The sequence below is a fragment of the Curvibacter sp. Hmag1.1 genome, assembly GCF_059769165.1.
Genome location: NZ_JBMBGX010000002.1, coordinates 3,471,311 through 3,492,960, shown reverse-complemented (window position 1 = coordinate 3,492,960; position 21,650 = coordinate 3,471,311). Strand labels below are relative to the sequence as shown.

Sequence of the window (21,650 nt, the reverse complement as noted above, 5' to 3'; positions counted from 1 at the left end):
AAACAACCATGAAACTCGCTACCTGGAACATCAACTCTTTAGGCGTGCGCCTGCCCCAAGTGCTGGACTGGCTGGCCGCCAATCCGGTGGATGTGCTGGCCCTGCAAGAGCTCAAGCTGACTGACGACAAATTTCCCGCGGATGCGTTTGAGGCTATCGGCTATCACGCCCAGTGGTTCGGCCAGAAGACCTACAACGGCGTGGCCCTGCTCTCCCGCACACCCGCCAGCGACGTTATCAAGAACATCCCCGGTTTCGACGACGATATGTCTCGCGTGATCACCGGCACCGTGGATGGTGTGCGGGTGATTGGCGCGTATTTCCCCAACGGGCAGGAGCCGGGCAGCGACAAGTTCGAATACAAGATGGAGTGGCTCTCCGCCCTTCGCCGCTGGGTCAAAGATGAGCTCGCCACCCACCCGAACCTGGTGCTGATGGGCGACTACAACATCACCTTTGACGAGGACGATGTGTGGGACCCGGTGAACCTAGAAGGCACCATCCACTGTACCGAGGAAGAGCGCTACCACCTGCGCGCCCTGATAGCGCTGGGCCTGTGCGACAGCTACCGGTTGTTCCCCTACCCGCCCAAAAGCTTCAGTTGGTGGGACTACCGGGATGCGGGCTTTCGCCGCAACCGCGGGCTGCGCATTGACCACATTCTGGTGAGCAACGCCCTCAAGCCTCAGGTGACAGCCTGCACCATCGACAAGACCCCCCGCAAGAACGAGCGCCCCAGCGACCACGCGCCGGTGGTAGTGGACATCAGCCCGGCAGCCTGAGCAAGCTCCACCCACAAAAAAGCCGGCGCACGCGCCGGCTTTTTGCTATCGAATCAGGAGCTACTCGCGCTTATCTATTGGGCGCCAGCGGCTCTTTTTACTTCAAACTCACTCCAGGCCCAGCTCCTGGATCTTGCGGGTGATGGTGTTGCGGCCGATACCCAGCTTTTGCGCGGCTTCAATGCGGCGGCCCTTGGTATTGGCCAAGGCCGCCAGAATCAGGCGCGATTCAAAACGGCGGGTCAGGGTGTCCCACACCTCGGGCTGACCGGAGCCGAGCAAAGCCACCGCCTCGGTCTCCAGCTCGGCCTCCCAGCCTTCCAGCGGTCCATGGGCCGCTGCCGCGCGTGCCAACACATGCGAGAGGTCTTCCGACTCGTGGCTCGCGGATGCGTGGGCATGCGCATCCAGCGGCACATCTTTGAGCTGCGCCTCAGGGGCTGCAGTGAGCACGGGCTTGGCCACCAAAGGCTCGCCGGTTTCCGCACGGCCCAGACTCACCTCAGGCGGCAGGTCCTTGCGCTCAATCACCTGCGCTGGCGCCATCACGGTCAGCCAGTGACAGATGTTTTCCAGCTGGCGCACGTTGCCGGGGAAGCTGAAGCCCTCCAGCCAGGTCAGTGCCGAATCCGAAATGCGCTTGGGCTCTACGCCCAATTGCTTGGCGCTTTGCTGCAAGAAGTGGCGGGTCAGCATGGCCACGTCTTCCTTGCGCTCGCGCAGGGCCGGCAGGCGCAGGCGGATCACATTCAGGCGGTGGAACAAGTCTTCCCGGAATACGCCGTCCTTGACGCGTTGCTCCAGGTTCTGGTGAGTGGCAGCGATGACACGCACGTTCGATTTGACGGCACTGTGCCCGCCCACGCGGTAGAAATGGCCGTCGCTCAAGACGCGCAGCAGACGGGTCTGCAGCTCGAACGGCATGTCGCCGATTTCGTCCAGAAACAGCGTACCGCCATCGGCCTGCTCAAAGCGGCCACGGCGCATGGTTTGCGCGCCGGTGAAGGCACCGCGTTCATGGCCGAAGAGTTCGCTCTCCAACAGGTCTTTGGGAATGGCTGCAGTGTTGATGGCCACAAACGGGCCATCGGCGCGCGGGGAATGCTTGTGCAGCGCACGGGCCACCAGCTCCTTGCCGGAGCCGGATTCGCCGGTGATCATCACCGTGACGTTGCTCTGGCTCAAGCGGCCGATGGCACGGAACACGTCCTGCATGGCGGGCGCCTGACCCAGCATTTCGGGGGACTCGGCCATGCGCTCTTCGGCTACTTCCTCGCGCTGGCTTTCTTCCACCGCACGGCGGATGAGCTCCACTGCTTTGGGCAGGTCGAAGGGCTTGGGCAGGTATTCAAAAGCGCCGCCCTGGAAGGCACTGACCGCGCTGTCCAGGTCCGAGAAGGCCGTCATGATGATGACGGGCAGGCCGGGGTGTTTGGCCTTGACTTTTTCAAGCAGGTCCAGACCGGAGCCTCCGGGCATGCGGATGTCGCTCACCAGGATCTGCGGGCCTTCATCGTCTGCTGCGGTGCTCAGCGCAGTCAGTACATCGCGTGGATTGGAAAAACTGCGTGTGGGCAGGTGCTCACGCAGCAGTGCCTTCTCCAGCACGAAGCGGATGGACTGGTCATCATCTACGATCCAAATCGGCTTCATGTTGTGCGGCACCCTATATTCTTTGTCTATCTGTTACGGTAACGGAATCAAGATTTTGAAGTCCGTACGGCCCGGCACGCTGTCCACTTCAATCAGACCGTGGTGTTGCTGAACAAAGGTTTGCGCCAGTGTGAGCCCCAGTCCGGATCCGCCATCCCTGCCCGACACCAGCGGGTAAAAAATGCGGTCTCTGATCGAATCTGGCACGCCAGGTCCGTTGTCAATGACATGCAATTCCAATGCCAACCGGTAACGCTGTTTGCCGAAGGTGATCTGCCGTGTCACGCGGGTCTTGAATGTCACACAACCGTCACCCGCAGCAATGCGCTCGGCCAGGGCCTGGCAGGCGTTGTGGGCAATGTTCAGCACGGTTTGAATGAGCTGCTCGCGGTCACCCCGGAACTCGGGGATGGAGGTATCGTAGTCCCGCACCACGCGCAAGCCTTTGGGGAACTCGGCAAGGATCAGGGAGCGCACGCGCTCACACACCTCGTGAATATTCACATCGCCCACCAAGTGAGGCCGGCGGTGCGGCGCCAGCAGGCGGTCTACCAGGCTCTGCAGGCGATCCGCCTCATGGATGATGACCTGCGTGTACTCGGTGAGCTCCGGAGACTCCATCTCCATCTCGAGCAGTTGCGCCGCGCCACGAATGCCACCCAAAGGGTTTTTGATTTCGTGGGCGAGGTTCCGGATCAGCTCCTTGTTGGTCTGTGCCTGTTCAGCCAGACGTTCTTCGCGGTCCTGGCGGGTCTGCTGCTCCTGGGGCACCATTTCCACAATGATGTCATTGGAGAGTTCCGTACGCGTCACGATCACGTGCACGGGCATGGCATCGAGCCCGTTGCGCTTGAGCAAAGCGTCGTAACGCAAAGCCGCGAACGCGTTGTCGAGCGCGCCCTCCAGGGCACTGTGCAACTGCGCCGGTTCGGTAAACACCTCAGCAAAGTTGGAACCTATGATGGTCCGGCGCGAGATGCCCAAGGCATCCTCCAGGGCTGCGTTCGAGAACTGCACCGAAGCATCGGCCGTGACCACTGCCACGAGCGTGGCCAGCAAGTCAAAAGAATGGAAGCGCTCCATGGGGCTTGTCCGGTGGATGAAATGAAGGATTTGCCGTCAGCATAGCGGCCACGGGGCCACGCGCAGACGGGCTTACTGCTTGACGGTCGCCGCAGGCAAGCGGCCGAGTTCGCGGCGGATACCGGCGATGTCACTCTCATTGCGGGCCAGTGAGGCCTTGAGCTCCGCCACACGGTCCAGGTATTTCTGGTGGTTGCGAGCTTCGGGACCCAGCTTTTCAGGCTCGCCGTTGTTGTATTCCTTTTGCAGCTCGATTTGGCGGGCCTCGGCTTTTTTGAGCTCGGCTTCCAGAATCAGGCGGGCATCGGAGTCTTTGGCGCGCTGGTCGGCACTGTCTATCCGCGGTGCGGAGCTCGGTGCAGACGCCACTTTCACACCGCCTCCACCCCCGGCAGGCTTCTGCCCTTGCACCACCGTGACATTGCCGCCTGAAATGAGCTTGCAGGTTTTGGCCTGGGCTTCAGTGACGGTGTTGGTGTATTCGTTGCCGCAACGGTAGATGCGCTCCTGCGCTGCTACGCCCGAGATGGCGCCTGCAGTGAGCAAAAGAATCAGGAGTGTGGGTTTCATGCTGTGTCGGTGTCCGCGCTATCTTTTCGTGAGCGCTGGGATTCAGTATGCGCTAAAAAGTGCCCAAGAACAAAACACCCGAGTATCCCCGACTTGGGGGAGGCTATCTGTGAGCAAGTGTTCCATGAAAAAAGGACGGCTCACGCCGTCCTTTTTCGCTTGTCTCAGTGCTTTGCAGCGCCGGGATTACAGGCTGTAGTACATGTCGTATTCGACAGGGTGTACAGACATGCGGTAGCGGGTCACTTCTTGCATCTTCAGGTCGATGTAGGCATCGATCATGGAGTCAGTGAACACACCACCCTTGGTCAGGAACGCGCGGTCCTTGTCCAAGTGCTCCAAGGCTTGATCCAAGCTGTGGCAGACGGTTGGTACCTTTGCATCTTCCTCGGGAGGCAGATGGTAGAGGTCCTTGGTGGCTGCTTCGCCGGGATGAATCTTGTTTTCCACGCCGTCCAGACCCGCCATCAACAAGGCTGCGAAGCCCAGGTATGGGTTCATCAATGGATCGGGGAAACGTGCTTCCACGCGACGGCCCTTGGGGTTCGCCACGAAAGGAATACGGATGGAAGCGGAACGGTTCTTGGCAGAGTAAGCCAACTTGACCGGAGCTTCGAAGTGAGGAACCAGGCGCTTGTAGCTATTGGTACCGGGGTTGGTGATGGCATTCAGGGCACGTGCGTGCTTGATGATGCCGCCGATGTAGTACAGCGCGAAGTCAGACAGACCTGCATAGCCGTCGCCGGCGAACAGGTTCTTGCCGTCTTTCCACACGGACTGGTGCACGTGCATGCCGGAACCGTTGTCACCGTGGTAAGGCTTGGGCATGAAAGTAGCTGTCTTGCCGTAAGCATTGGCCACGTTGTGCACCACGTACTTTTGCAACATCGTCCAGTCAGCGCGCTCAACCAAAGTGGAGAACTTGGTGCCGATTTCGTTCTGGCCAGCGCCCGCCACTTCGTGGTGGAACACTTCAACCGGGATGCCCAGGGACTCGAGGATCAGGGACATCTCAGCGCGCATGTCTTGCGTGCTGTCAACGGGAGGAACGGGGAAGTAGCCACCCTTGACGGTGGGACGGTGACCGCGGTTGCCGCCTTCGAGCTTGGAACCGGTGTTCCAGGGAGCTTCGTACTCTTCGATTTCGTAGAAGGTGTTGTTGGCATCAGTAGACCAACGCACGCCGTCGAACAAGAAGAACTCTGGCTCGGGACCGAAGTAAGCGGTGTCGCCCATGCCGGAAGCCTTCAAGTAGGCTTCTGCGCGCTTGGCGATGGAACGTGGATCGCGGTCGTAGGACTTGCCGTCGGCAGGTTCCACCACGTCGCAGTTCATGATCAGGGTGGTTTCTTCGAAGAAAGGATCGATGTTGGCTGTGCCTGGATCGGGCATCAACAACATGTCGGAAGCTTCGATACCCTTCCAGCCGGCGATGGAGGAGCCGTCGAATGCGTGGCCGGAGGTGAACTTGTCTTCGTCAAAATGCGAAACAGGCACAGTGGTGTGCTGCTGCTTACCACGGGTATCGGTGAAACGGAAGTCAACAAATTTGACTTCGTTCTCTTTCACCATCTTCATCACATCTGCGACGGTCTTGGCCATCAAATACTCCTGTTGCACGGTTGTAAAAAGATTTGCCCTGCTGTTAATGCAGCTTTTGTGCCAAAGCACGCACCAAAGCAAATTCGACAAACCGCTCTATTTTGCATCGTTAAAACGTGCTTTTGCACCCCTGCCAGAACAAAGAAACTGCCTGGAGCCCAGATTAGCAACTCGAACGCACCGAAAACGTGCATATCAAAATACGCACCAAAACAATGCGGATTGATTAACGCACCAATTCGGGGCCTAAAGGCATTTCCAGTTTTCGCAGACCCTCCAGCATCTGCGCATAGGCGGCGGGCAGATCCTGCGGGCGACCTTTCACCCCTAGCTCAATGTGCTTGCCGTACTGCGGGTGATCCACGCTGGGCAGGCTGAACACCTTCACCGGGTGCTGCTGCTCCAACTGCTCCATGAGCGGGGTTAGCAAAGACTCCATGGCGCCAAACACGATGACCGACTGCTCGCGCCAGGCATCGGTTTGGAACCATGCACTGCAATGGGTATCGAGCACCCACTCGACCATGGGCCATGCCATCACAGGAAAGCCCGGCACAAAGTGGACAGCCCCCTGCCCCTTGCCTGGATGGCTGAAGCCGGGAATCTTGTTGTATGGGTTGGGAATGATGGCCGACCCGGCGGGAAACATGCCCATCTGCAGGCGGTGCACATTGTCCGGCCGGTCGGGTTCGAAGGCGGTACCTTGCTCACGGGCCACGTCCTGCATACGCTCCATGATCAGGGCGCGGGCCGCTTCGCTGAGCGCCAGACTTTTGCCGAGTGCGTTGGCTGCACATTGGCGGGTGTGGTCATCCGGTGTCGCGCCGATTCCACCAAAAGAGAACACGGTGTCGCCGGAGGCGAATGCCGCTGCCAATGTCGCTGTGATCCGCTCGGGGTCATCCCCCACGTAGTGCGCATAGGCTAGAGGCAATCCACGCGCGCCCAGCAGTGCAATGGCTTTGGACAAATGCTTGTCGGCCCGCTTGCCGGAGAGGATCTCGTCCCCGATGATGATGACGCCGAATTTCATAAAAGCTCCATATCCACGGTGTCCACCACCAAGGGCATTTGGGTCGTGGCGGTGTCAGGCGAGCGCTGGGCCCGCAGGCTCTGCAATGCACTCAGTCCATAGTGGGAAAACCAGAGTGACGAGAAGGCAAAAATAAGGGTGTACAACCAAATGGACAGCGGCACCAGAAACGGCGCTAGCGCCACTGCCATGAAGCCCAGAGACCACACCAGGCTTGGCGCAGCGCCCATGTACCCGGTCACCACGCCCATGCCCAACAGCCACCAGCGGTGGCGCTTGAAAATCTCACGGCGCTCCTCCGCGCTGGCATGGTCTGCCAAGGCGTCAAACGCCATCACGCGGTAGGTCAACCAGCCCCAGATCAGTGGCGGCAAAATCAGCACTAGGGGTGGCACCAGCCAGAGCGGCATGGACAGCATCAGCGCAAGCAAGGCAGCGATGGTAGACATGGCAGCCCAACCCACGCTGGCGAAATAGGAGGCCCCGGCCGCCTTTTCCAAGGTGGGAAAGCGGCGCTTTGCGACCAATTGCACGATCATGGGTGCCATCAGCGTGGCCACCACGAACAGACAGCCCACCAGCACGAGCGGGGTGAGCATCAGGATCACGATCAGGGGAACCAGTACGGTTTTGAGTTTTCCGGCCCCCACCGACTCCAGCCAGCTCCACATCATTTGCAGCCAGTCCATGGATTCGAGCAACTGGGTCACCCAGGCGAGCAAGCCGTCCAGGTAAAAGTAGCCCAGGCCTGCGGTCACGCCCACCATCAGCACCAGGGGCAACAGCGACCACAGCATGACCTTGGGGTGCAGGCAGTACACCAGCGATCGCCAAAAGGCATCCAAGACGGCATTCATGGGCTTACTCCTTGGATTGCACGGCGGCAATTTCCTCCGCACTCAGCCAGCGCCATTGGCCCGGGGCCAGGTCGTCGGGCAAGGACACCCCGCCAATGCGGGACCGGTGCAAACCCTCCACACGGTTGCTGACGGCTGCCAGCATGCGCTTGACTTGGTGGTATTTGCCCTCAGTCAGGGTCAGGCGCAAGTGAAATTCGCTCACCGCTTCGCAGGCTGCTGCACGGACCGGTTTGGGGTCATCGTCCAGCACCACGCCACTCAGAAGTTTGTTGACCTGCTTGTCATCCAGAGGGTGCTTCACCGTCACCTCGTACACCTTTGGCACATGGTGCTTGGGTGAGCTCATCCGGTGGATGAATTTGCCGTCATCGGTGAGCAACAGCATGCCGGTGGTGTCCTGGTCCAGCCGCCCCACGGCTTGCACGCCCTGCACCGCCGCTTTCTGAGGACGCAGGCGCAATGGGCTGGGCAAAAGGGTGTAGATACTGGGGTAAGTGGAAGGCTTTTGCGAACACTCGGTACCAGCGGGCTTGTGGAGCATCAAGTAGGCCCGCTCGGCGTAGGGCCAGTCCACACCCTGCACCCTGAAACGCAAGCCTTCCGCTACAAATTCAGTAGCTGCTTGCGCAATGGTGACGGGCGCTGGACCCTCATTGGGCATATAAACCTGAACCAGGCCCTGCTGGATCAATCCGGCACACACACGGCGCGTGCCAAAACCTTGGGTATAGAGTATTTCCTGAAGCTGCATGACCGTAGTATCGCAGTGACTTCCGCTAGACTTGAAGCCTACCCTTCCAACCGGAATCTGTGCCATGACCGACGATTTGGTGTTCAGTGACGAGCTAGAGGCAGACGTTCAAACCAAGGCAGCCGCTCCATGGCAGGTTTTGGTGGTGGACGATGAGCCGGCCGTGCATGAAGTGACCAAGCTGGTGATGTCGGACTTTGAGATGGACGGCCGCGGTTTGCAGTTCACCCACTGCTACAGCGCTGCCGAAGCCCGGGCTTTGCTGGCCCAGCGCAACGACATCGCGTTGATTCTGCTGGATGTGGTCATGGAGTCCGAGCATGCCGGGCTGGATCTGGCCAAGTACATCCGTGAAGACCTGGGCAACCTTAATGTGCGCATTGTGCTGCGCACCGGTCAACCCGGGCAGGCGCCCGAAGAACAAGTAATCCGCGATTACGACATCAACGATTACAAGGAAAAAACAGACCTCACTCGCCGCAAGCTGATCACCGTGTTTTATGCCGGCTTGCGGGCTTACCGGGATTTGATGCGTATTGAAAACGCTCGTTTGGGCCTGATCCGCTCGATTGAAGCGATTTGCGAGGTATGCGACTCCAACAACCTGCGCAGCTTTGCCTCAGCCGTGTTGGCACAACTCAACTCCCTCTTGGGCCTCAATGGCGAAGGGCTGTGCGCCAGTAGAGTATCGGCTTACACCGCCAATGCGGCACACGGTCAGCTCAAAGTACTGGCTGTTACCGATGCCTACTCACGTTTGATGGTCGATGACCAGGTCGCCAACTTGCCGGTTGCGGTGCAAACCGCCATCCGGGAGTCACTTTCTGCCAAAGCCAGCCGCCATGGCGAGCGCTTTTACGCCGGCTATTTTTGCACCAAAGCCGGCAGTGAGAGCCTCATTTACATGGAGTTTCCGGACCCTATCAATACCCAAGCCCGTGAATTGCTGGAGCTTTTCTCCCGCAATGTCGCCATTACGTATGACAGCCTTTTGCTGCGGGAAGAAACCGAAAGCACTCAAAGAGACACCATTTCGGTGTTGGGCAACGCCATCGAGCGGCGAGACAGCGTATCGTCACGGCACTTGGAGCGGGTTGGAGCGATTGCCGCATTGTTAGCCAAGCTCACTGGCAGCAATGAAGCGGAAGCAGAACTGATCCGCACCGCTGCCACCCTGCACGATGTCGGCAAAGCCTGCATCCCCGACCAGATCCTGACCAAAGCCGGGCCGCTGACAGATGAAGAATGGAACGTCATGCGCACCCATTCCAGCGAGGGACACTTGCTCCTCTCGCGATCCGCCTCCCGGGTGCATGCACTTGGCGCCCTCATCGCCAGCGAGCACCATGAACGCTGGGATGGCAGCGGCTACCCCGCCGGCCTCAAAGGGGACGCCATCAGCTTGGTGGGGCGCATTTCTGCAATCGCAGACGTGCTTGACTCGCTTGTGAGCCCCAGCAGCTACAAACCCGCTTGGGAACTCAGCACTGCGCTGGACTACCTGCGACAAGGGGCCGGCACCCATTTTGACCCGATGCTGGTCAGCGTGCTGCTATCGCACCGGGCCGATGTCGAGCATATTTACCAAGGCTAATTGAAGTGGCTAGTCAATAGTCTGGCTCACCCACTCCCCCCTCTTTCGGACCGATAGCGGGGATTGCAAAAGACGGATAAACTTTTGCAAGCACTAAAGGCTTCACAGAAAGCCTCACATTCAGGGTGAAGTCATGTTCCTTTATTTTTTGGGCGGGTTGATAGTCGGCATCGCAGCCGCCTATTGGCGCAACCGTTACGTGCAGAGGCAACGGCGCCGGATCCCGTCTGTCTGGCCGCTGAAGGTGCGCCCCATGGTCAATAGCCGTGAGCGCAAAGTGTGGCTCTGGCTGACCAAAGTGATGTTTGACCAGCAGGTGCTGGTCAAGCTGCCAGTGACCCGGTTTACCGTTCCCTCCCAGCAAACAGAAGCCACGCATTGGTACAAGCTGCTCAATGGCGTCTACTGCACCTTTACCGTATGCGGGCTGGACGGGAAAGTCATCGGCTGTGTTGATGTGCCGGGCCCCGGCGGCTTGTCCCTAGGGAACCAGACCCTCAAGCACACCCTGCTGGAGCAATGCAATGTGCGTTACTGGGTGGTAGATCCGGACAACCTCCCCCACCTGACCCAAATCCGCACGGCGTTTCTGGGTGAGCATGCTGCGATGGTCGCCAACGACAAGCAACTGGATACCCGTTTCCAGAACGTTCGCGAACATTTGCAGGCCGCAGTGACCCGCAGACGCCAGAGCAAATCCGCCGAGGGCAGTACCTCCGGATTCACACCCCTCTCCAGCGGAGAATTTCAGGAAAGCCGCCTCGCTTCCGGCTGGGAGCTGAACTCGTTTGTAAGCCCCCTGGACAGCCGGATGGACAAGCTCCAATAGGAGAAGCGACTAAAGCCGGTTAAGGTCTGCCCGGAGTTCGCGGGCCTTTTCCATCAGGCCTTCTTTGGTCACCGGGTCCATTTTTTTCAACTGTTGGTAGGCCATCCCGATACGGGCGTTGTGCCCGAGCTTGGGCGTGTGTCGCTCGTAAAACTCCCAGTAGAGTGCATTGAACGGGCAAGCATCCGGGCCAGTTTTGAGCTTTTTGTTGTACCGGCACCCGGAGCAATAGTCCCCCATGCGGTCGATATAGGCGGCGCTGGACACGTAAGGCTTGGTGGCCAGCCCACCGCCGTCAGCAAACTGGCTCATGCCAACGGTGTTGGGCAACTCTACCCACTCAAAGGCATCGATGTAAATGCCCAAGTACCACGCGTGCAAGGCCGTCGGATTCAAGCCGGCCAGCAAAGCAAAGTTGCCAATGACCATGAGCCGCTGTATGTGGTGTGCATGGGCCATTTCCAAGGACTGGGTAATGGCGGCTGACATGCACGCCATGTGCGTCTTGCCCGTCCAGAACCACTCGGGCAAATCGGCACTGTGTTCCAGAAAATTGTTAGATTCGTACCCCGGCATCTGCGCCCAATACACGCCGCGTACGTACTCACGCCAACCGAGTATCTGCCTTATAAACCCCTCGGCCGCAGGGAGAGGCACCCCACCGGATCGCCAAGCTGACTCCACACGCCCTACCACTTCACGCGGCGACAGCATTTTGGTGTTCAGCGCAAAAGACAGCATCGAGTGAAACAGCCTTTTGGCTTCCCGGCTCATGGCATCCTGGTAGTCACCGAAATGCGGCAGTGCATGGGCGATGAACGCCTCCAGTTGATGCAGTGCCTCATCCCGGTCCAGAGGCCACCTGATAGCGTTCGCCCCTGGAAGGCCAAAGGTCTTCACCTCCGCCGCCTGAATCTCTTTCCAAAGTAAGCCGTGGTCATGGCTGGGCCTGAAATCGATCGGCTCAACGGGATCGCCTTTCCAAGCTTTTCGATTTTCCGCATCGAAGTTCCACTGGCCGCCCTCAGGCTCGCCATCAGAATCCAGCAACACCCGATGGCGTACGCGCATCTGGCGGTACATGGTTTCCATGAGCCAGCGTTTACCGGGTTTGAACATCTGCCTCGTCTCCAGCCGTCCGGTAAGGAAATGCTCGCTCGATACCATGCGGCTGGTATGGGTGCCGGAGGCATCGGCCATGGCGGCGTATTCACGGAGCAATGCGTCCAGACGCCACTCATCCGGTTCCTGGTATTCAAAATGCGTTGCAGCCAATGAATGGACTAACTTTGCGATGTCTTCTACCATCGCGTTTTCACTTTCCGGCTCACTAATCGAGATGTAGTGCACGCGATGGCCATCCGCCCTGAGCTTGGCGGCCATGGCGCGCATGGCGGCAAAGATAGAGATGACTTTTTGGGCGTGGTGAAGCACATAGTCCGTCTCCTGGCGGACTTCCATCATTAAATACACCACCTGCGGGTCAACCGCTGCAAACCAGCTGTGTTGCGGGTTGAGCTGATCCCCCAGAATCAGGCGAACGGTGTGGGCAGATGCCTCTGGTGCACTCATGACCCGGCGCTCCATAAAGCACGGTAGGCGCCATCGGGGTCATGGTCAGCCGTTTGCTTGGCCACGTTAAAGCGACGCCCCCCACGCGGGTCAGTGCCCAAACCGGCGATGTACAGCCAGTTCCCCTGGTTGGAGTACACATCAAAATCCAGCAACTGCGACTCGAACCACGCCGCGCCAGCGCGCCAATCGCAACCCAGTTCATAAATCAGGAAGCTGGCCACCACCTGCCGCATCCGGTTCGACAAGTACCCGCTGCAAGCCAACTCACGCATGCCCGCATCCACCAGATCGCAACCGGTGCGCCCTTGTGTCCACAAGGTGAATGAGCGCCGGTGGTGTGGCACTCGCTCTGACTTCGCGGCCTCCAGCAAGCCCTTCGGGCGATAGAGGCCGGCACCGTATTGCAAATGCAGCCAACGGAAATAGTCCCGCCATAGCAGCTCAAACCATAACCAATAGCTGCCATCCGTGGTGCCATGCTCTCTTTCATGCGCTTTAAGGGCAGCCATTAACTCCGGGGCTGACACTGCCCCCAGCGCCAACCACGGCGACCATTTGCTGGAGTAGGCCATGCCGGTCAGGCCATTGCGCGTCGCTTTGTACTGCGCCACCCGGCCGGACTCCAGATAGTGTTGCAGATACGCATGGCCACCTCCACTGCCCGCCAGCACCTCATCAAGATGCAGAACTTCGTCGTTGGCACCAGAAGATCCGGAACGCCACTGAAATGCACTGCGGGGATCGGCCACAAATTTACCGGCAGCTGCCCCATCCACAAAGTCTTCGGCGAATGACACAGCGTCGCAAGCGAGGTCATAGCCCGTCACATTCACGGGAGCCGGCAAAGGGGTGCGGAATGGAACCTTGGCCCGCTCGACCTCGTTACGAAAACGGGTAAACACGCCCGGCAGATCGGTCACGGAAAAGGGAAGATCCTCCGCCTTAAACAAAGTGCCTTGCCAGACACTGTGCACCACAATGCCGGACGCGCGCAGTGAAGACAACTGAGCTCTTTCATAGGGAGCCGCGATCTCTTCGCATACCAACGCGACGGCGCCGCTGGCTTCAAACAAACGCACCAGAGCCTCCATGGACCCACCCCGAAGAACGAGCAGCGAGACGCCCAGCGCATCCAACTCCCTCCGCAGTTCCTGCACAGTCGCAGCCCACCATGCTTTGCGGGAAGGGCTGAGGCCCGGAATGCCCCAAGCAGCCTCCCGAGCAGACAAGACCGGAGCAAAAGTAACAGCGAGCACCGGACGCCCCATTGCACATGCACGCGTCCAGGCAGGGTTGTCTTGCAGGCGCATGTCAGACCGGAACCAGTAAATCACCGGTGCGCCAACGTCAACAAGGCTCATAACTTCTTGGCTCCTTGTTGTCGGCATCGGTCTGAGCAGTATTTGACCTCGTCCCAGACTTTTTCCCACTTCTTGCGCCATTGAAAGGGCAAGCCACACGCCACGCATGTCTTGCGGGGCAAGTCGGATTTCTTCCGCATTTTCATAACAGTTCCAATTGGGTGTGATCCGACGCAGACCTCTTGTCAGCACCGCGCGAAGATCGGAATGTTCGCGATCCGTGCTTGTGCACGATGCCGGCCTTTGCCGCCCGCACACTGGGTTGTGCTCGCAGTTCAAACAAGCGTTTTTTGGCGGCACGGGTTGCAGCCTCCAAATCCACCGAGGGCTGCGGAATGTCGGGCTCCGGACCATCCACTGTCAGCCCGAGGCGGCTTTGCATGCCCAAGGGCATGCGCCAGGGCTCGAATAACCAGGCATCCGGCACTTTGCGCATGGCGGGTAACCATCGCCTGACGAATTGGCCATCGGGGTCTTGGTCACGTGCTTGCTTGATGGGGTTGTAAATGCGCGGAATATTGATGCCCGTCGTGCCCGACTGCATCTGCAATTGGCTCCAATGGATGCCGGGCTCATAGTCCAAAAACTCTCTGGCCAGCCATTCGCCTACCGGGCGCCAGTGCAGCCACAAAGGATAGGCCGCAATGGACACAATCATGGCCCGCATACGAAAGTTGACCCAACCGGTTTCGCGCAGCATGGCGATGCACGCATCTACCAAAGGCCAACCTGTACGGCCTGCCATCAGCACCTTGAGATGCTCAGGGTTGTGCTCGGCCTCCCGCAGGCCGTCATAGCCCCGGTGCATGTTCCTGAATTCGATATCAGGCTCGGATTCAAGCTTTTGAATGAAGTGACAATGCCAGTGCAAGCGGCTGGTGAAAGATCGCAAACCCGCCTGATGGCGCTTACGCCCCTCTCCTCTGGCCCCTTGCACTTCTTGTACAGCCTGCACCACCTCACGGACACTGAGGCAACCCAAAGCCAGATAAGGGGACAGGCGTGAGCAGGCCTCGCTGGCAGAAAGGGGCGAAGAAATTCCGCCCCGATACCTCGCACTGCGGTCTGTCAAGAAACTCTGCAAAACTTGCTCAGCGCGCGCCCTGCCACCGACTTGCCGTTGAGGCTTGTCAGTCCCTTCTAGGCCAAGACTGGTTGCCACCGGTGGCTTGGACGCATCCCAGGGCAACTCCACGCTGACCGCATGCAACGAACCATCTAGGCTGACCTGCGACCCGGACATGTGCTCGGTCCATTGCAGATGCCACACATCGCGGTTGACGACTCCTCGCACCACGCCGAATTGTTTGTATTGATGCCAGTCCACTCCCTGCGCCTTGCACCAACGGGAGACCGCCCGATCCCGGGCATAGCTGGCATCATTGCCGGTTTCCTCGTGCGAATAGATCGCCATAAATGGCGCCTTTGCGTGCAATCTAGCCAATACTTCTGGCGCATCCCCTGCGACGAGTTGCAATCGCAGACCTAGCTCTTTGAGCTGCACCCACAGGTCCCGCAGACACTCCAGCGCGAAGTGATAGTGCTGGGTGGACGCGTCGGGTTGCGCCCACAGCGTGGGCTCTATGCAGTAGAGACACAGCACGGGCCCTGACTGGAGGGCCTGCTTCAATGGCGCGTGATCGTGCGTCCGGAGGTCCCGCTTGAACCAGACAACGCTGTAAGACATAAATGCGCTACCGGCATCCCAGCAAGATGGCTGGCAGGCGAGTATCGCGAAACTGCGTTAACCCTGCACGTGAAGCGCACAAGTCCGACTACTGCGTTCAGCGTTGGGGAATCTTCAAGCTCGCCTGAATGTCGTGGTCAAACTGCTGCACTGCAGTTTGGGTCAAGGCGTCGGTACACCACGCTGCAAGACTGGCGGGCGGCAAGGTCACAGCAGCTGCACCCACCGCCACCAGTTGCGCCAGCACTTCGGGCGTCTTGATGCTGGCAGCCAGCAGTGCGGGCCCGTTGGCTTGCACGCGAATACAGGCCTCCATCAGTGCCCAGACGTTGCGTCCGTCATTGGCCAAGCGGCCTACGTAAGGCGCCACGTACTGTACGCCCTTACTCTGGGCCCACAGCAGTTGAACGGCGTTAGATAAACCGGTCAGCAGAATGTCCTGCTGCTCAGCCTTTACCGCGTCAATGCAAGCCTCCCAATCGGAGGCGCAGGGCAGCTTGATCGTCAACAGCACGTTGCGAGCTTGGGCTGCCGGCTGGAGCGCTTTGAGCCACTCTCGCGCCTGCTCGGCATTGCTCTGGGGCAACTGCAACATCAGCTCGGACATGCCGTGATCAGCTGCCGCCGAAATCAAGCCCAAATAAGTGGACAGACTGACAGGAAGACCCGCCTGAAACACGAGGGTGGGGTTGGTTGTAACGCCTCGAACCGGCGGACAACCCGCCGGCAAGGCCCACGTGTCCACGCGGGCTGAATCCAGATAAATTTTGACCATGCAACTCTCTCATGAAGGCCGGGCTTTACCGGCCAAGGCCTCAGAGAATAACGCCTTTACAAAACATCGCGTTGCCGTAGGCAGTGGCTTCACCGCTCTGGACAATCACGCTGGCGCCTTTGATTTTTTCGTAAAACGCGAAGCGCTCCACCGCCTCCACACGGTTTGCGGGCAGGCCGTCGCGCCCCAGCAAGTCGACTACCGAACTTTGCGCGGCCGTCCTGTGGCCTTCGGGGCTGTTGCACACCTGCATGTATGCAGCAGGACACGCCACATCCTCAGCCAGCGGGAATACAGAAAGCACTGCTTTGCTGACTCGCTCCAGGCTGTGGCCCGGCAAGCGGACCAGCGCCTTGCCCTTGCCCAGAAAATCTGCCGTGAAGTTGGCATCCACCACGGCCACCCATTCGCCATGCCCCATCGCAGACAAATGCATCAGCAGTTCCGGCGTCAACAGGGGGTCCAGTCCTTTCAGCATGCCACCGCCTCCTCAGAGGTCAAGGTGGCGGGATCGATCGCACCGGTAATCAAGCCGACGATTTCCTCGGGGTTAGTCTCTCGGGTCAATCGGCTGCAGATGATGCGCCCTTGGCGGAACACCCAGATACGGTCCACCAGATCGAAAACCTGGCGCAGGTTATGGCTGATGATGATCAACGGAATGCCCTGCTGCTTTAAACCCTTGATGATTTGCTCGACGCGCGCTGTTTCTGCAACGCCCAGAGCCGCGGTTGGCTCGTCGAGAATGATCAGCTTTTTGGCAAAACCAGCCGCACGTGCAATAGCCACACATTGGCGTTGGCCGCCGGACATGCCACGCAAGCTTTCGGACATATCCTGGATCTTTACCCCGGTCGTGGACAACATGGATGCCGATTGCTCCCGCATGGCTTTGTGGTTCAACACGGACAAAGGCCCCAGTGACAGGCGGGTGATCTCGCGGCCCAAAAAAATGTTCGCAGGCACGTCAAGATCCTCAGCCAGCGCGAGGGTCTGATAGACCGTCTCAATGCCTTGATCCCGTGCGTCCAACGGCGAGCTGAAATGCACGCTTTGCCTGTCCAGCGTGATGTCGCCGGAATTGGGCTGCTCCACACCCGTGATCAAACGCACAAAGGTACTTTTGCCTGCACCGTTGTCTCCCACGATAGCGGCATGCTCGCCGGGCAGAAGGCGGAAGTTGGCGTCTGTCAGGGCCTTTACGCCGCCGTAGTGCTTGGTCAGATTCTTGATCTGGAGAACTGGTTGGGAAGTTGTCATTGGGGACTCATTTCGGGAAATTGGGCGTAAGCATGCCAGAGACGCACTCGTCATCGTATTAGTAAAACTACTAGATTTAATTAAATGAAACTCTGCTGTAATTCGGTCCCAGCAAGCCATGGAATCCACCTCGGCTGCTAATTCAACCTACAACGGAGATAACGAATGATCACCAAACGCATGCTGGGCCGCTTGACCATCGCCATGGCCACCGCCGGCCTGATGTCTGCCGCCATGGCAGAAACCACCATCGCCTACATCACCAATGGCAACACCAACGAAGGTTGGACGTTGATCAACGGCGGCGCCAAGAAAGCCGGTCAAAAGGCCGGTGTGAAGTTCATTGAATTAGCAGCAGAAAAAGGCGAACTCTCCAAGCAGCTCGCCATCGTGGAAGACATGATCACCCGTAAGGTGAATGCCATCGCCATCGCCCCCGTGGACAGCGCAGGCATCGCCCCCGCAATCAACAAGGCACTGGCTGCCGGCATCAAAGTGGTGGCGGTGGACACCGGCATCAGCGGCGCCAAGATCACTTCTTACGTGGCTACTGACAACATCAAGGCCGCCATGGTGCAAGGCGACTGGACTGCTGAACAAATCAAGGACGGCGATACCGTCATCTACGTGACTGGCGACCAAGGCCAATCCACTGGTCAGGAACGCAAGAAAGGCTTCCTGGACGGTCTGAATGCCAAGCGCAAGAACGTGAAAGTGGTGGAAGTAGCCACCACCTGGGACCAGACCATGGCCCAAAACGGTGTGGAAACCGCACTGCGTGCGAACCCCACAGCCAAGGTGATCGCCTGCGCATGGGACGGCGGCGCCTTAGGTGCCAAGGCTGCATTGATGGCAGCGGGCAAGAAGGCCGGCGACGTCAAGATCGCTGGTTTTGACGGCTCCCCCGGCGGTCTGGACATGATGAAACAAGGCTGGCAGTCTGCCAACGCCGCGCAAATGTTGGCCAAGATCGGTCAGGTCGGCGTGGAAACCGCTATCGCTGCAGCTGAAGGCAAAAAAGTGGAAGCCCGTATCGACACCGGCTCCTTCCTGGTATTGCCCTCTAACGTGGACCAGTTCGCCAAGGACTCCGGAGTAGTCCAGTTCATGAAGGTGAAATAAGCTTTCGGTGATCCTGCCCGATGGCATGCCATCGGGCACAGACGACCGCTGCATGGCGGTCGTCATTTTTTATTTGAGGAATTGATTTCATGAAGTCCATCACCCGCCAGGAATGGTATGGAGCCCTTGTCGCCGTATTGGTCCTGGGTGCTTTGCTTACCGTTGCATCGCCCTATTTTCTGACCACCGGCAATTTGTCCAACATTCTGGTGCAGGCCTCTGTCATCGCCCTGTTGGCGGGTGGCCAGACCTTTGTGATCCTGACCGGCGGTGTCGACCTTGCGGTGGGCGCCCTAACCGCACTGGCAGGCGCAGTGGCGGGCCACATGATGATCAAACTCGGGCTTGATCCCTACCTATGTATCGCAGCAGCATTTGCCATTGGCGCCGCTGTGGGCCTTTTTAACGGCTACTTGGTTGCCTTTGTCGGCATCCCTTCATTTATCGTGACCTTGGGTGGCCTGACCTTGTGGCGCGGCCTGGCCTTTGAGTCCACCGGCGGCTTCGACAACTCCGGTATGCCCGACCCCATGCCCTTCATCGGTTACGGCCAGCTTTTGGGCGTGCCGATGCCAATCTGGATTACCGGTATCTTTTTCGTGGTGATGGCATTCATTCTTTCCAGCACAAAGCTGGGGCGCTATGTGTATGCCATGGGCTCCAATGAAATGGGTGCACGACAAGTAGGTATCAATATCCGCTGGTACAAGCTAGGCGTGTATGTGGTGTCCGGTTTAAGCTGTGCTCTTGGTGCGCTGGTGCTGATGGCCCGCATGGATTCGTCCAGCGGCAAAATGGCACAGATGTTCGAGCTGGACGCCATTGCGGCGGTCATCCTGGGCGGCACCTCTCTCTTTGGCGGACGTGGCAGTATCTGGGGCAGCCTTTTGGGCGCTGTGTTGATCACCATGATCCGCAATGGCATGAACTTGATGGAAATTTCGCAGTTCAAACAGATGATGGCCATCGGTGCGGTGGTGATCGTGGCTGTGTGGATTGACGTGATCCGTCGTCAACGACTTTTGAAAAAATGACAGCATCTATCTGGGTACTCGGTGAAGCATTGATGGACTGCCTCTCGCAGCCTGAGGGGACTTTGCGCCCTTTTATGGGCGGCAGCCCATACAACATGGCGCGTGCAGCGGCACTGCGCGGTGCGTCGGTGGGCTATGTGAACCCGCTGTCCACTGACCGCTTCGGGCAACAACTGGGCCAGCAACTGCAACAAGACGGGGTCCAAGTGCTGGCCGGTGAGAGCCGTTTGCCGACCTCGCTCGCCGTGGTGCAGATTACGGACGGCCAGCCTAGCTATGGCTTCTATCGCGAAGGCATCGCGGACCGGGATTACACCGTCGAGAGCGTGCTGGCCATGCTCAAAGCCCACCCGCCCGGCGTGCTACACACCGGGTCCCTGCTGTTGGTGCCGCCCGAGCACACCAAGGTGCTTGCGATCCTCCAAGGCGCCAAAGACTTAGGCTGGATCATCAGTGTGGATGTGAACCTGCGCCCCAAACTCGCAGCTGATCTGGCTGCTTATGTGGAAGCAGTGAAGCAAGTGGCCAAGCTGGCCGACTGGATCAAAGCCAGCGACGAAGATCTGGAGTTGCTCGGTGTACATGCCCCAAGCCGGGCAAAAGGTCTCCAGATTGCAGCACTGTTCCGTGACCAAGGCGCCAGCCGCATCGCCTTGACCTTTGGCGGACAAGGAGCCTGGCTGGAAGTGGACGGCGCTTTTGCAGATGCAGACGTACCACGCACGACCGTGGTCGACACGGTAGGCGCAGGCGACACGTTCTGGGGAAATTGCCTGGGCGACTGGGTCCTCAATGCCGATGGCAAAGGACGCGTGAAGCAAACCTTGACGGAAGCCATGCAGGCTGCGGCCATCAACTGTTCCAGGGCGGGCTGCCAGCCCCCCACTTACTCAGAAACCCAAGCGCTTCTGTAAACCGACAAGGCCTGATTCGTCAGGCCTTGTTTTTGAGCTTGCCGCGTGGCATCATCGCAGTCGTCACCTTAGCGCGCACCGGCTCCCCGCTGGACAAGGGCTTGGGCGCAGTACTGTCCTTCTTGGGCTTCTTGGACTCTTTGTTGGATTTTTGTTGACCTTTGGCCATGGGAGAGTCCTTGTTCGGGAGTGGTATGGTGCGAGGCAGTCTAACCGCCTAAACACCCCACCGTGGCTTTTCTTTTTGACCGCTTTGCCGCGGAAGCACAGCTGATCTCCATCCGCGCTCAAGGCGCCGGTGGCCAGAACGTCAACAAAGTTTCCAGTGCCATCCATTTGCGATTTGATATTCCGGGCTCTTCACTGCCGGACACCATGAAAGAGCGCTTGCTGCAAAGCGCTGACAGCCGCATCACACGGGAAGGGGTCCTGATTCTCAAAGCCCAACAGCACCGCACACGCGAACTGAACCGCCAGGATGCCTACGAACGCTTGCGCGCCATCCTGGAGGCCGCTGCCATTGAGCCTCTGCTGCGTAAGGCGACGCGGCCCACCTACGCATCCCGCGTGCGCAGGCGGGAAGACAAAGCCCAACGTAGTGGCATCAAGCGAGCCCGCAGCAACCGCGGAGAAGAGTAGTCATCATCAGAAGGGCCGTCGGAAACGCTATCAAAAAAGGAGCTGCTCGCGCATATTCCATGAGCGCTAGCAGCCCGTTTGGCACAAAAAATCCACAAAAGAAAAAAGCCGCTTGCTGTTTGCCAGCAAGCGGCTTTTTCATTGAGAGTGGTGGAGCTGGGGGGATTTGAACCCCCGTCCGCAAAACTTCCTCGAGCAGATCTACATGTTTAGCGGTCTGATTTAAGTCTCGCCACCGGAATCGCGCAGTCGCACGCTATGCCGGACGCCAGTACCCTACTTTCTCGCCTCTCACCAAGGTACCCGGTAAAAAGCCAGCCGATGTGAATGACCTTACAGCCTGGACAGCTTGCGCCACCCTTGCCCGGCCCATCGGCCTGCCGTTGTAAGGCTCACTGGTTATTAAGCAGCGAGTGCGAAACGTTCGTCGTTTGCAGTTAGTTTGTTTGAATCTGTTTTACGAGCGCATTCAGCTCGACATGCACCACAGCGATTCCAATCCACGTCGAAACCAGTGCAGCCCCTC

22 protein-coding genes and 1 other RNA gene are annotated in these 21,650 nt (G+C 58.8%); 7 read left to right on the top strand and 16 right to left on the bottom strand.

Annotated elements, in window-relative coordinates; translation table 11 throughout:
• Positions 1–8 precede the first annotated feature (8 nt).
• Positions 9–782 (top strand): exodeoxyribonuclease III, encoded by a 774-nt coding sequence (locus tag ACOAP0_RS16940; RefSeq protein WP_498377378.1) that lies wholly within the window; start codon positions 9–11, stop codon positions 780–782.
• 108 nt (positions 783–890) lie between these two features.
• Here ACOAP0_RS16940 and ntrC read toward each other — a convergent pair whose 3' ends face one another.
• From ntrC to ACOAP0_RS16905, 7 genes are all read right to left on the bottom strand, one after another.
• On the bottom strand, positions 891–2,435 hold the full coding sequence (gene ntrC, locus ACOAP0_RS16935) for a nitrogen regulation protein NR(I) (protein ID WP_498377377.1): 1,545 nt from the start codon (positions 2,433–2,435) through the stop codon (positions 891–893).
• 33 nt (positions 2,436–2,468) lie between these two features.
• Positions 2,469–3,518 (bottom strand): nitrogen regulation protein NR(II), encoded by a 1,050-nt coding sequence (gene glnL / locus ACOAP0_RS16930; RefSeq protein WP_087496988.1) that lies wholly within the window; start codon positions 3,516–3,518, stop codon positions 2,469–2,471.
• Between the two features lie 72 nt (positions 3,519–3,590).
• The gene (locus ACOAP0_RS16925) at positions 3,591–4,088 is read right to left on the bottom strand and encodes a hypothetical protein (RefSeq protein WP_481873448.1); all 498 of its coding nucleotides are present in this window, start codon (positions 4,086–4,088) and stop codon (positions 3,591–3,593) included.
• A 186-nt stretch (positions 4,089–4,274) separates the two neighbouring features.
• Positions 4,275–5,690: a type I glutamate--ammonia ligase gene (gene glnA, locus ACOAP0_RS16920; protein ID WP_087496986.1), complete on the bottom strand. Its 1,416-nt coding sequence runs from the start codon at positions 5,688–5,690 to the stop codon at positions 4,275–4,277.
• A gap of 226 nt (positions 5,691–5,916) precedes the next feature.
• Entirely contained in the window at positions 5,917–6,723 is an 807-nt protein-coding gene (locus tag ACOAP0_RS16915; protein ID WP_498377375.1) for a competence/damage-inducible protein A, read from the bottom strand.
• The gene (locus ACOAP0_RS16910; RefSeq protein ID WP_498377373.1) at positions 6,720–7,580 is read right to left on the bottom strand and encodes an EI24 domain-containing protein; all 861 of its coding nucleotides are present in this window, start codon (positions 7,578–7,580) and stop codon (positions 6,720–6,722) included. Before ACOAP0_RS16910 ends, ACOAP0_RS16915 begins: the two co-directional genes overlap by 4 nt.
• Positions 7,581–7,584: 4 nt before the next feature.
• Positions 7,585–8,334, bottom strand: coding sequence for a 16S rRNA pseudouridine(516) synthase (locus ACOAP0_RS16905; protein WP_313878423.1), 750 nt, complete (start codon positions 8,332–8,334; stop codon positions 7,585–7,587).
• 64 nt (positions 8,335–8,398) lie between these two features.
• Here ACOAP0_RS16905 and ACOAP0_RS16900 point away from each other — a divergent pair, with 64 nt between their 5' ends.
• Both ACOAP0_RS16900 and ACOAP0_RS16895 read left to right on the top strand, forming a co-directional pair.
• Complete coding sequence (locus tag ACOAP0_RS16900; protein ID WP_498377371.1) at positions 8,399–9,928, top strand: HD domain-containing phosphohydrolase; 1,530 nt, start codon at positions 8,399–8,401, stop codon at positions 9,926–9,928.
• 133 nt (positions 9,929–10,061) lie between these two features.
• Positions 10,062–10,757: a hypothetical protein gene (locus ACOAP0_RS16895; RefSeq protein WP_498377370.1), complete on the top strand. Its 696-nt coding sequence runs from the start codon at positions 10,062–10,064 to the stop codon at positions 10,755–10,757.
• A 9-nt stretch (positions 10,758–10,766) separates the two neighbouring features.
• Here the strand turns inward: ACOAP0_RS16895 and ACOAP0_RS16890 are convergent, their stop codons facing one another.
• From ACOAP0_RS16890 to ACOAP0_RS16860, 7 genes are all read right to left on the bottom strand, one after another.
• Positions 10,767–12,329: a cryptochrome/photolyase family protein gene (locus ACOAP0_RS16890; protein ID WP_498377369.1), complete on the bottom strand. Its 1,563-nt coding sequence runs from the start codon at positions 12,327–12,329 to the stop codon at positions 10,767–10,769.
• Positions 12,326–13,693 (bottom strand): DASH family cryptochrome, encoded by a 1,368-nt coding sequence (locus tag ACOAP0_RS16885; protein WP_498377368.1) that lies wholly within the window; start codon positions 13,691–13,693, stop codon positions 12,326–12,328. The genes ACOAP0_RS16890 and ACOAP0_RS16885 overlap by 4 nt, the downstream gene beginning before the upstream one ends.
• Positions 13,690–13,833 carry a DUF2256 domain-containing protein gene (locus tag ACOAP0_RS16880; RefSeq protein ID WP_498377798.1) on the bottom strand — a complete coding sequence of 48 codons (144 nt, stop codon included), beginning with the start codon at positions 13,831–13,833 and terminating at the stop codon, positions 13,690–13,692. The genes ACOAP0_RS16885 and ACOAP0_RS16880 overlap by 4 nt, the downstream gene beginning before the upstream one ends.
• 2 nt (positions 13,834–13,835) lie before the next feature.
• Positions 13,836–15,380 (bottom strand): FAD-binding domain-containing protein, encoded by a 1,545-nt coding sequence (locus tag ACOAP0_RS16875; RefSeq protein WP_498377367.1) that lies wholly within the window; start codon positions 15,378–15,380, stop codon positions 13,836–13,838.
• 97 nt (positions 15,381–15,477) lie between these two features.
• Positions 15,478–16,155, bottom strand: coding sequence for a transaldolase family protein (locus tag ACOAP0_RS16870; RefSeq protein WP_498377366.1), 678 nt, complete (start codon positions 16,153–16,155; stop codon positions 15,478–15,480).
• Between the two features lie 40 nt (positions 16,156–16,195).
• Positions 16,196–16,633, bottom strand: a complete 438-nt coding sequence (locus ACOAP0_RS16865; protein ID WP_481873438.1) for an RbsD/FucU family protein — start codon at positions 16,631–16,633, stop codon at positions 16,196–16,198.
• Entirely contained in the window at positions 16,627–17,415 is a 789-nt protein-coding gene (locus ACOAP0_RS16860; RefSeq protein WP_498377365.1) for an ATP-binding cassette domain-containing protein, read from the bottom strand. Before ACOAP0_RS16860 ends, ACOAP0_RS16865 begins: the two co-directional genes overlap by 7 nt.
• Positions 17,416–17,580: 165 nt before the next feature.
• Here ACOAP0_RS16860 and ACOAP0_RS16855 point away from each other — a divergent pair, with 165 nt between their 5' ends.
• The 3 genes from ACOAP0_RS16855 to ACOAP0_RS16845 all read left to right on the top strand — a co-directional run bounded on the left by ACOAP0_RS16855 (position 17,581) and on the right by ACOAP0_RS16845 (position 20,485).
• Positions 17,581–18,537, top strand: coding sequence for a sugar ABC transporter substrate-binding protein (locus ACOAP0_RS16855; protein WP_498377364.1), 957 nt, complete (start codon positions 17,581–17,583; stop codon positions 18,535–18,537).
• 89 nt (positions 18,538–18,626) lie between these two features.
• Positions 18,627–19,571 carry an ABC transporter permease gene (locus ACOAP0_RS16850; RefSeq protein ID WP_498377363.1) on the top strand — a complete coding sequence of 315 codons (945 nt, stop codon included), beginning with the start codon at positions 18,627–18,629 and terminating at the stop codon, positions 19,569–19,571.
• Entirely contained in the window at positions 19,568–20,485 is a 918-nt protein-coding gene (locus ACOAP0_RS16845) for a PfkB family carbohydrate kinase (protein WP_498377362.1), read from the top strand. The genes ACOAP0_RS16850 and ACOAP0_RS16845 overlap by 4 nt, the downstream gene beginning before the upstream one ends.
• A 19-nt stretch (positions 20,486–20,504) precedes the next feature.
• Here ACOAP0_RS16845 and ACOAP0_RS16840 read toward each other — a convergent pair whose 3' ends face one another.
• A complete protein-coding gene (locus ACOAP0_RS16840) occupies positions 20,505–20,654 on the bottom strand; it encodes a hypothetical protein (protein WP_498391474.1) in 150 nt (49 codons plus the stop codon).
• A 62-nt stretch (positions 20,655–20,716) separates the two neighbouring features.
• On the opposite strand from ACOAP0_RS16840, the gene arfB reads away from it, so the two are divergent.
• Complete coding sequence (gene arfB / locus ACOAP0_RS16835; RefSeq protein WP_481873436.1) at positions 20,717–21,124, top strand: alternative ribosome rescue aminoacyl-tRNA hydrolase ArfB; 408 nt, start codon at positions 20,717–20,719, stop codon at positions 21,122–21,124.
• A gap of 148 nt (positions 21,125–21,272) precedes the next feature.
• Here arfB and ssrA read toward each other — a convergent pair.
• Positions 21,273–21,648, bottom strand: a transfer-messenger RNA (tmRNA) gene (gene ssrA / locus ACOAP0_RS16830).
• Between the last annotated feature and the right edge of the window lie 2 nt (positions 21,649–21,650).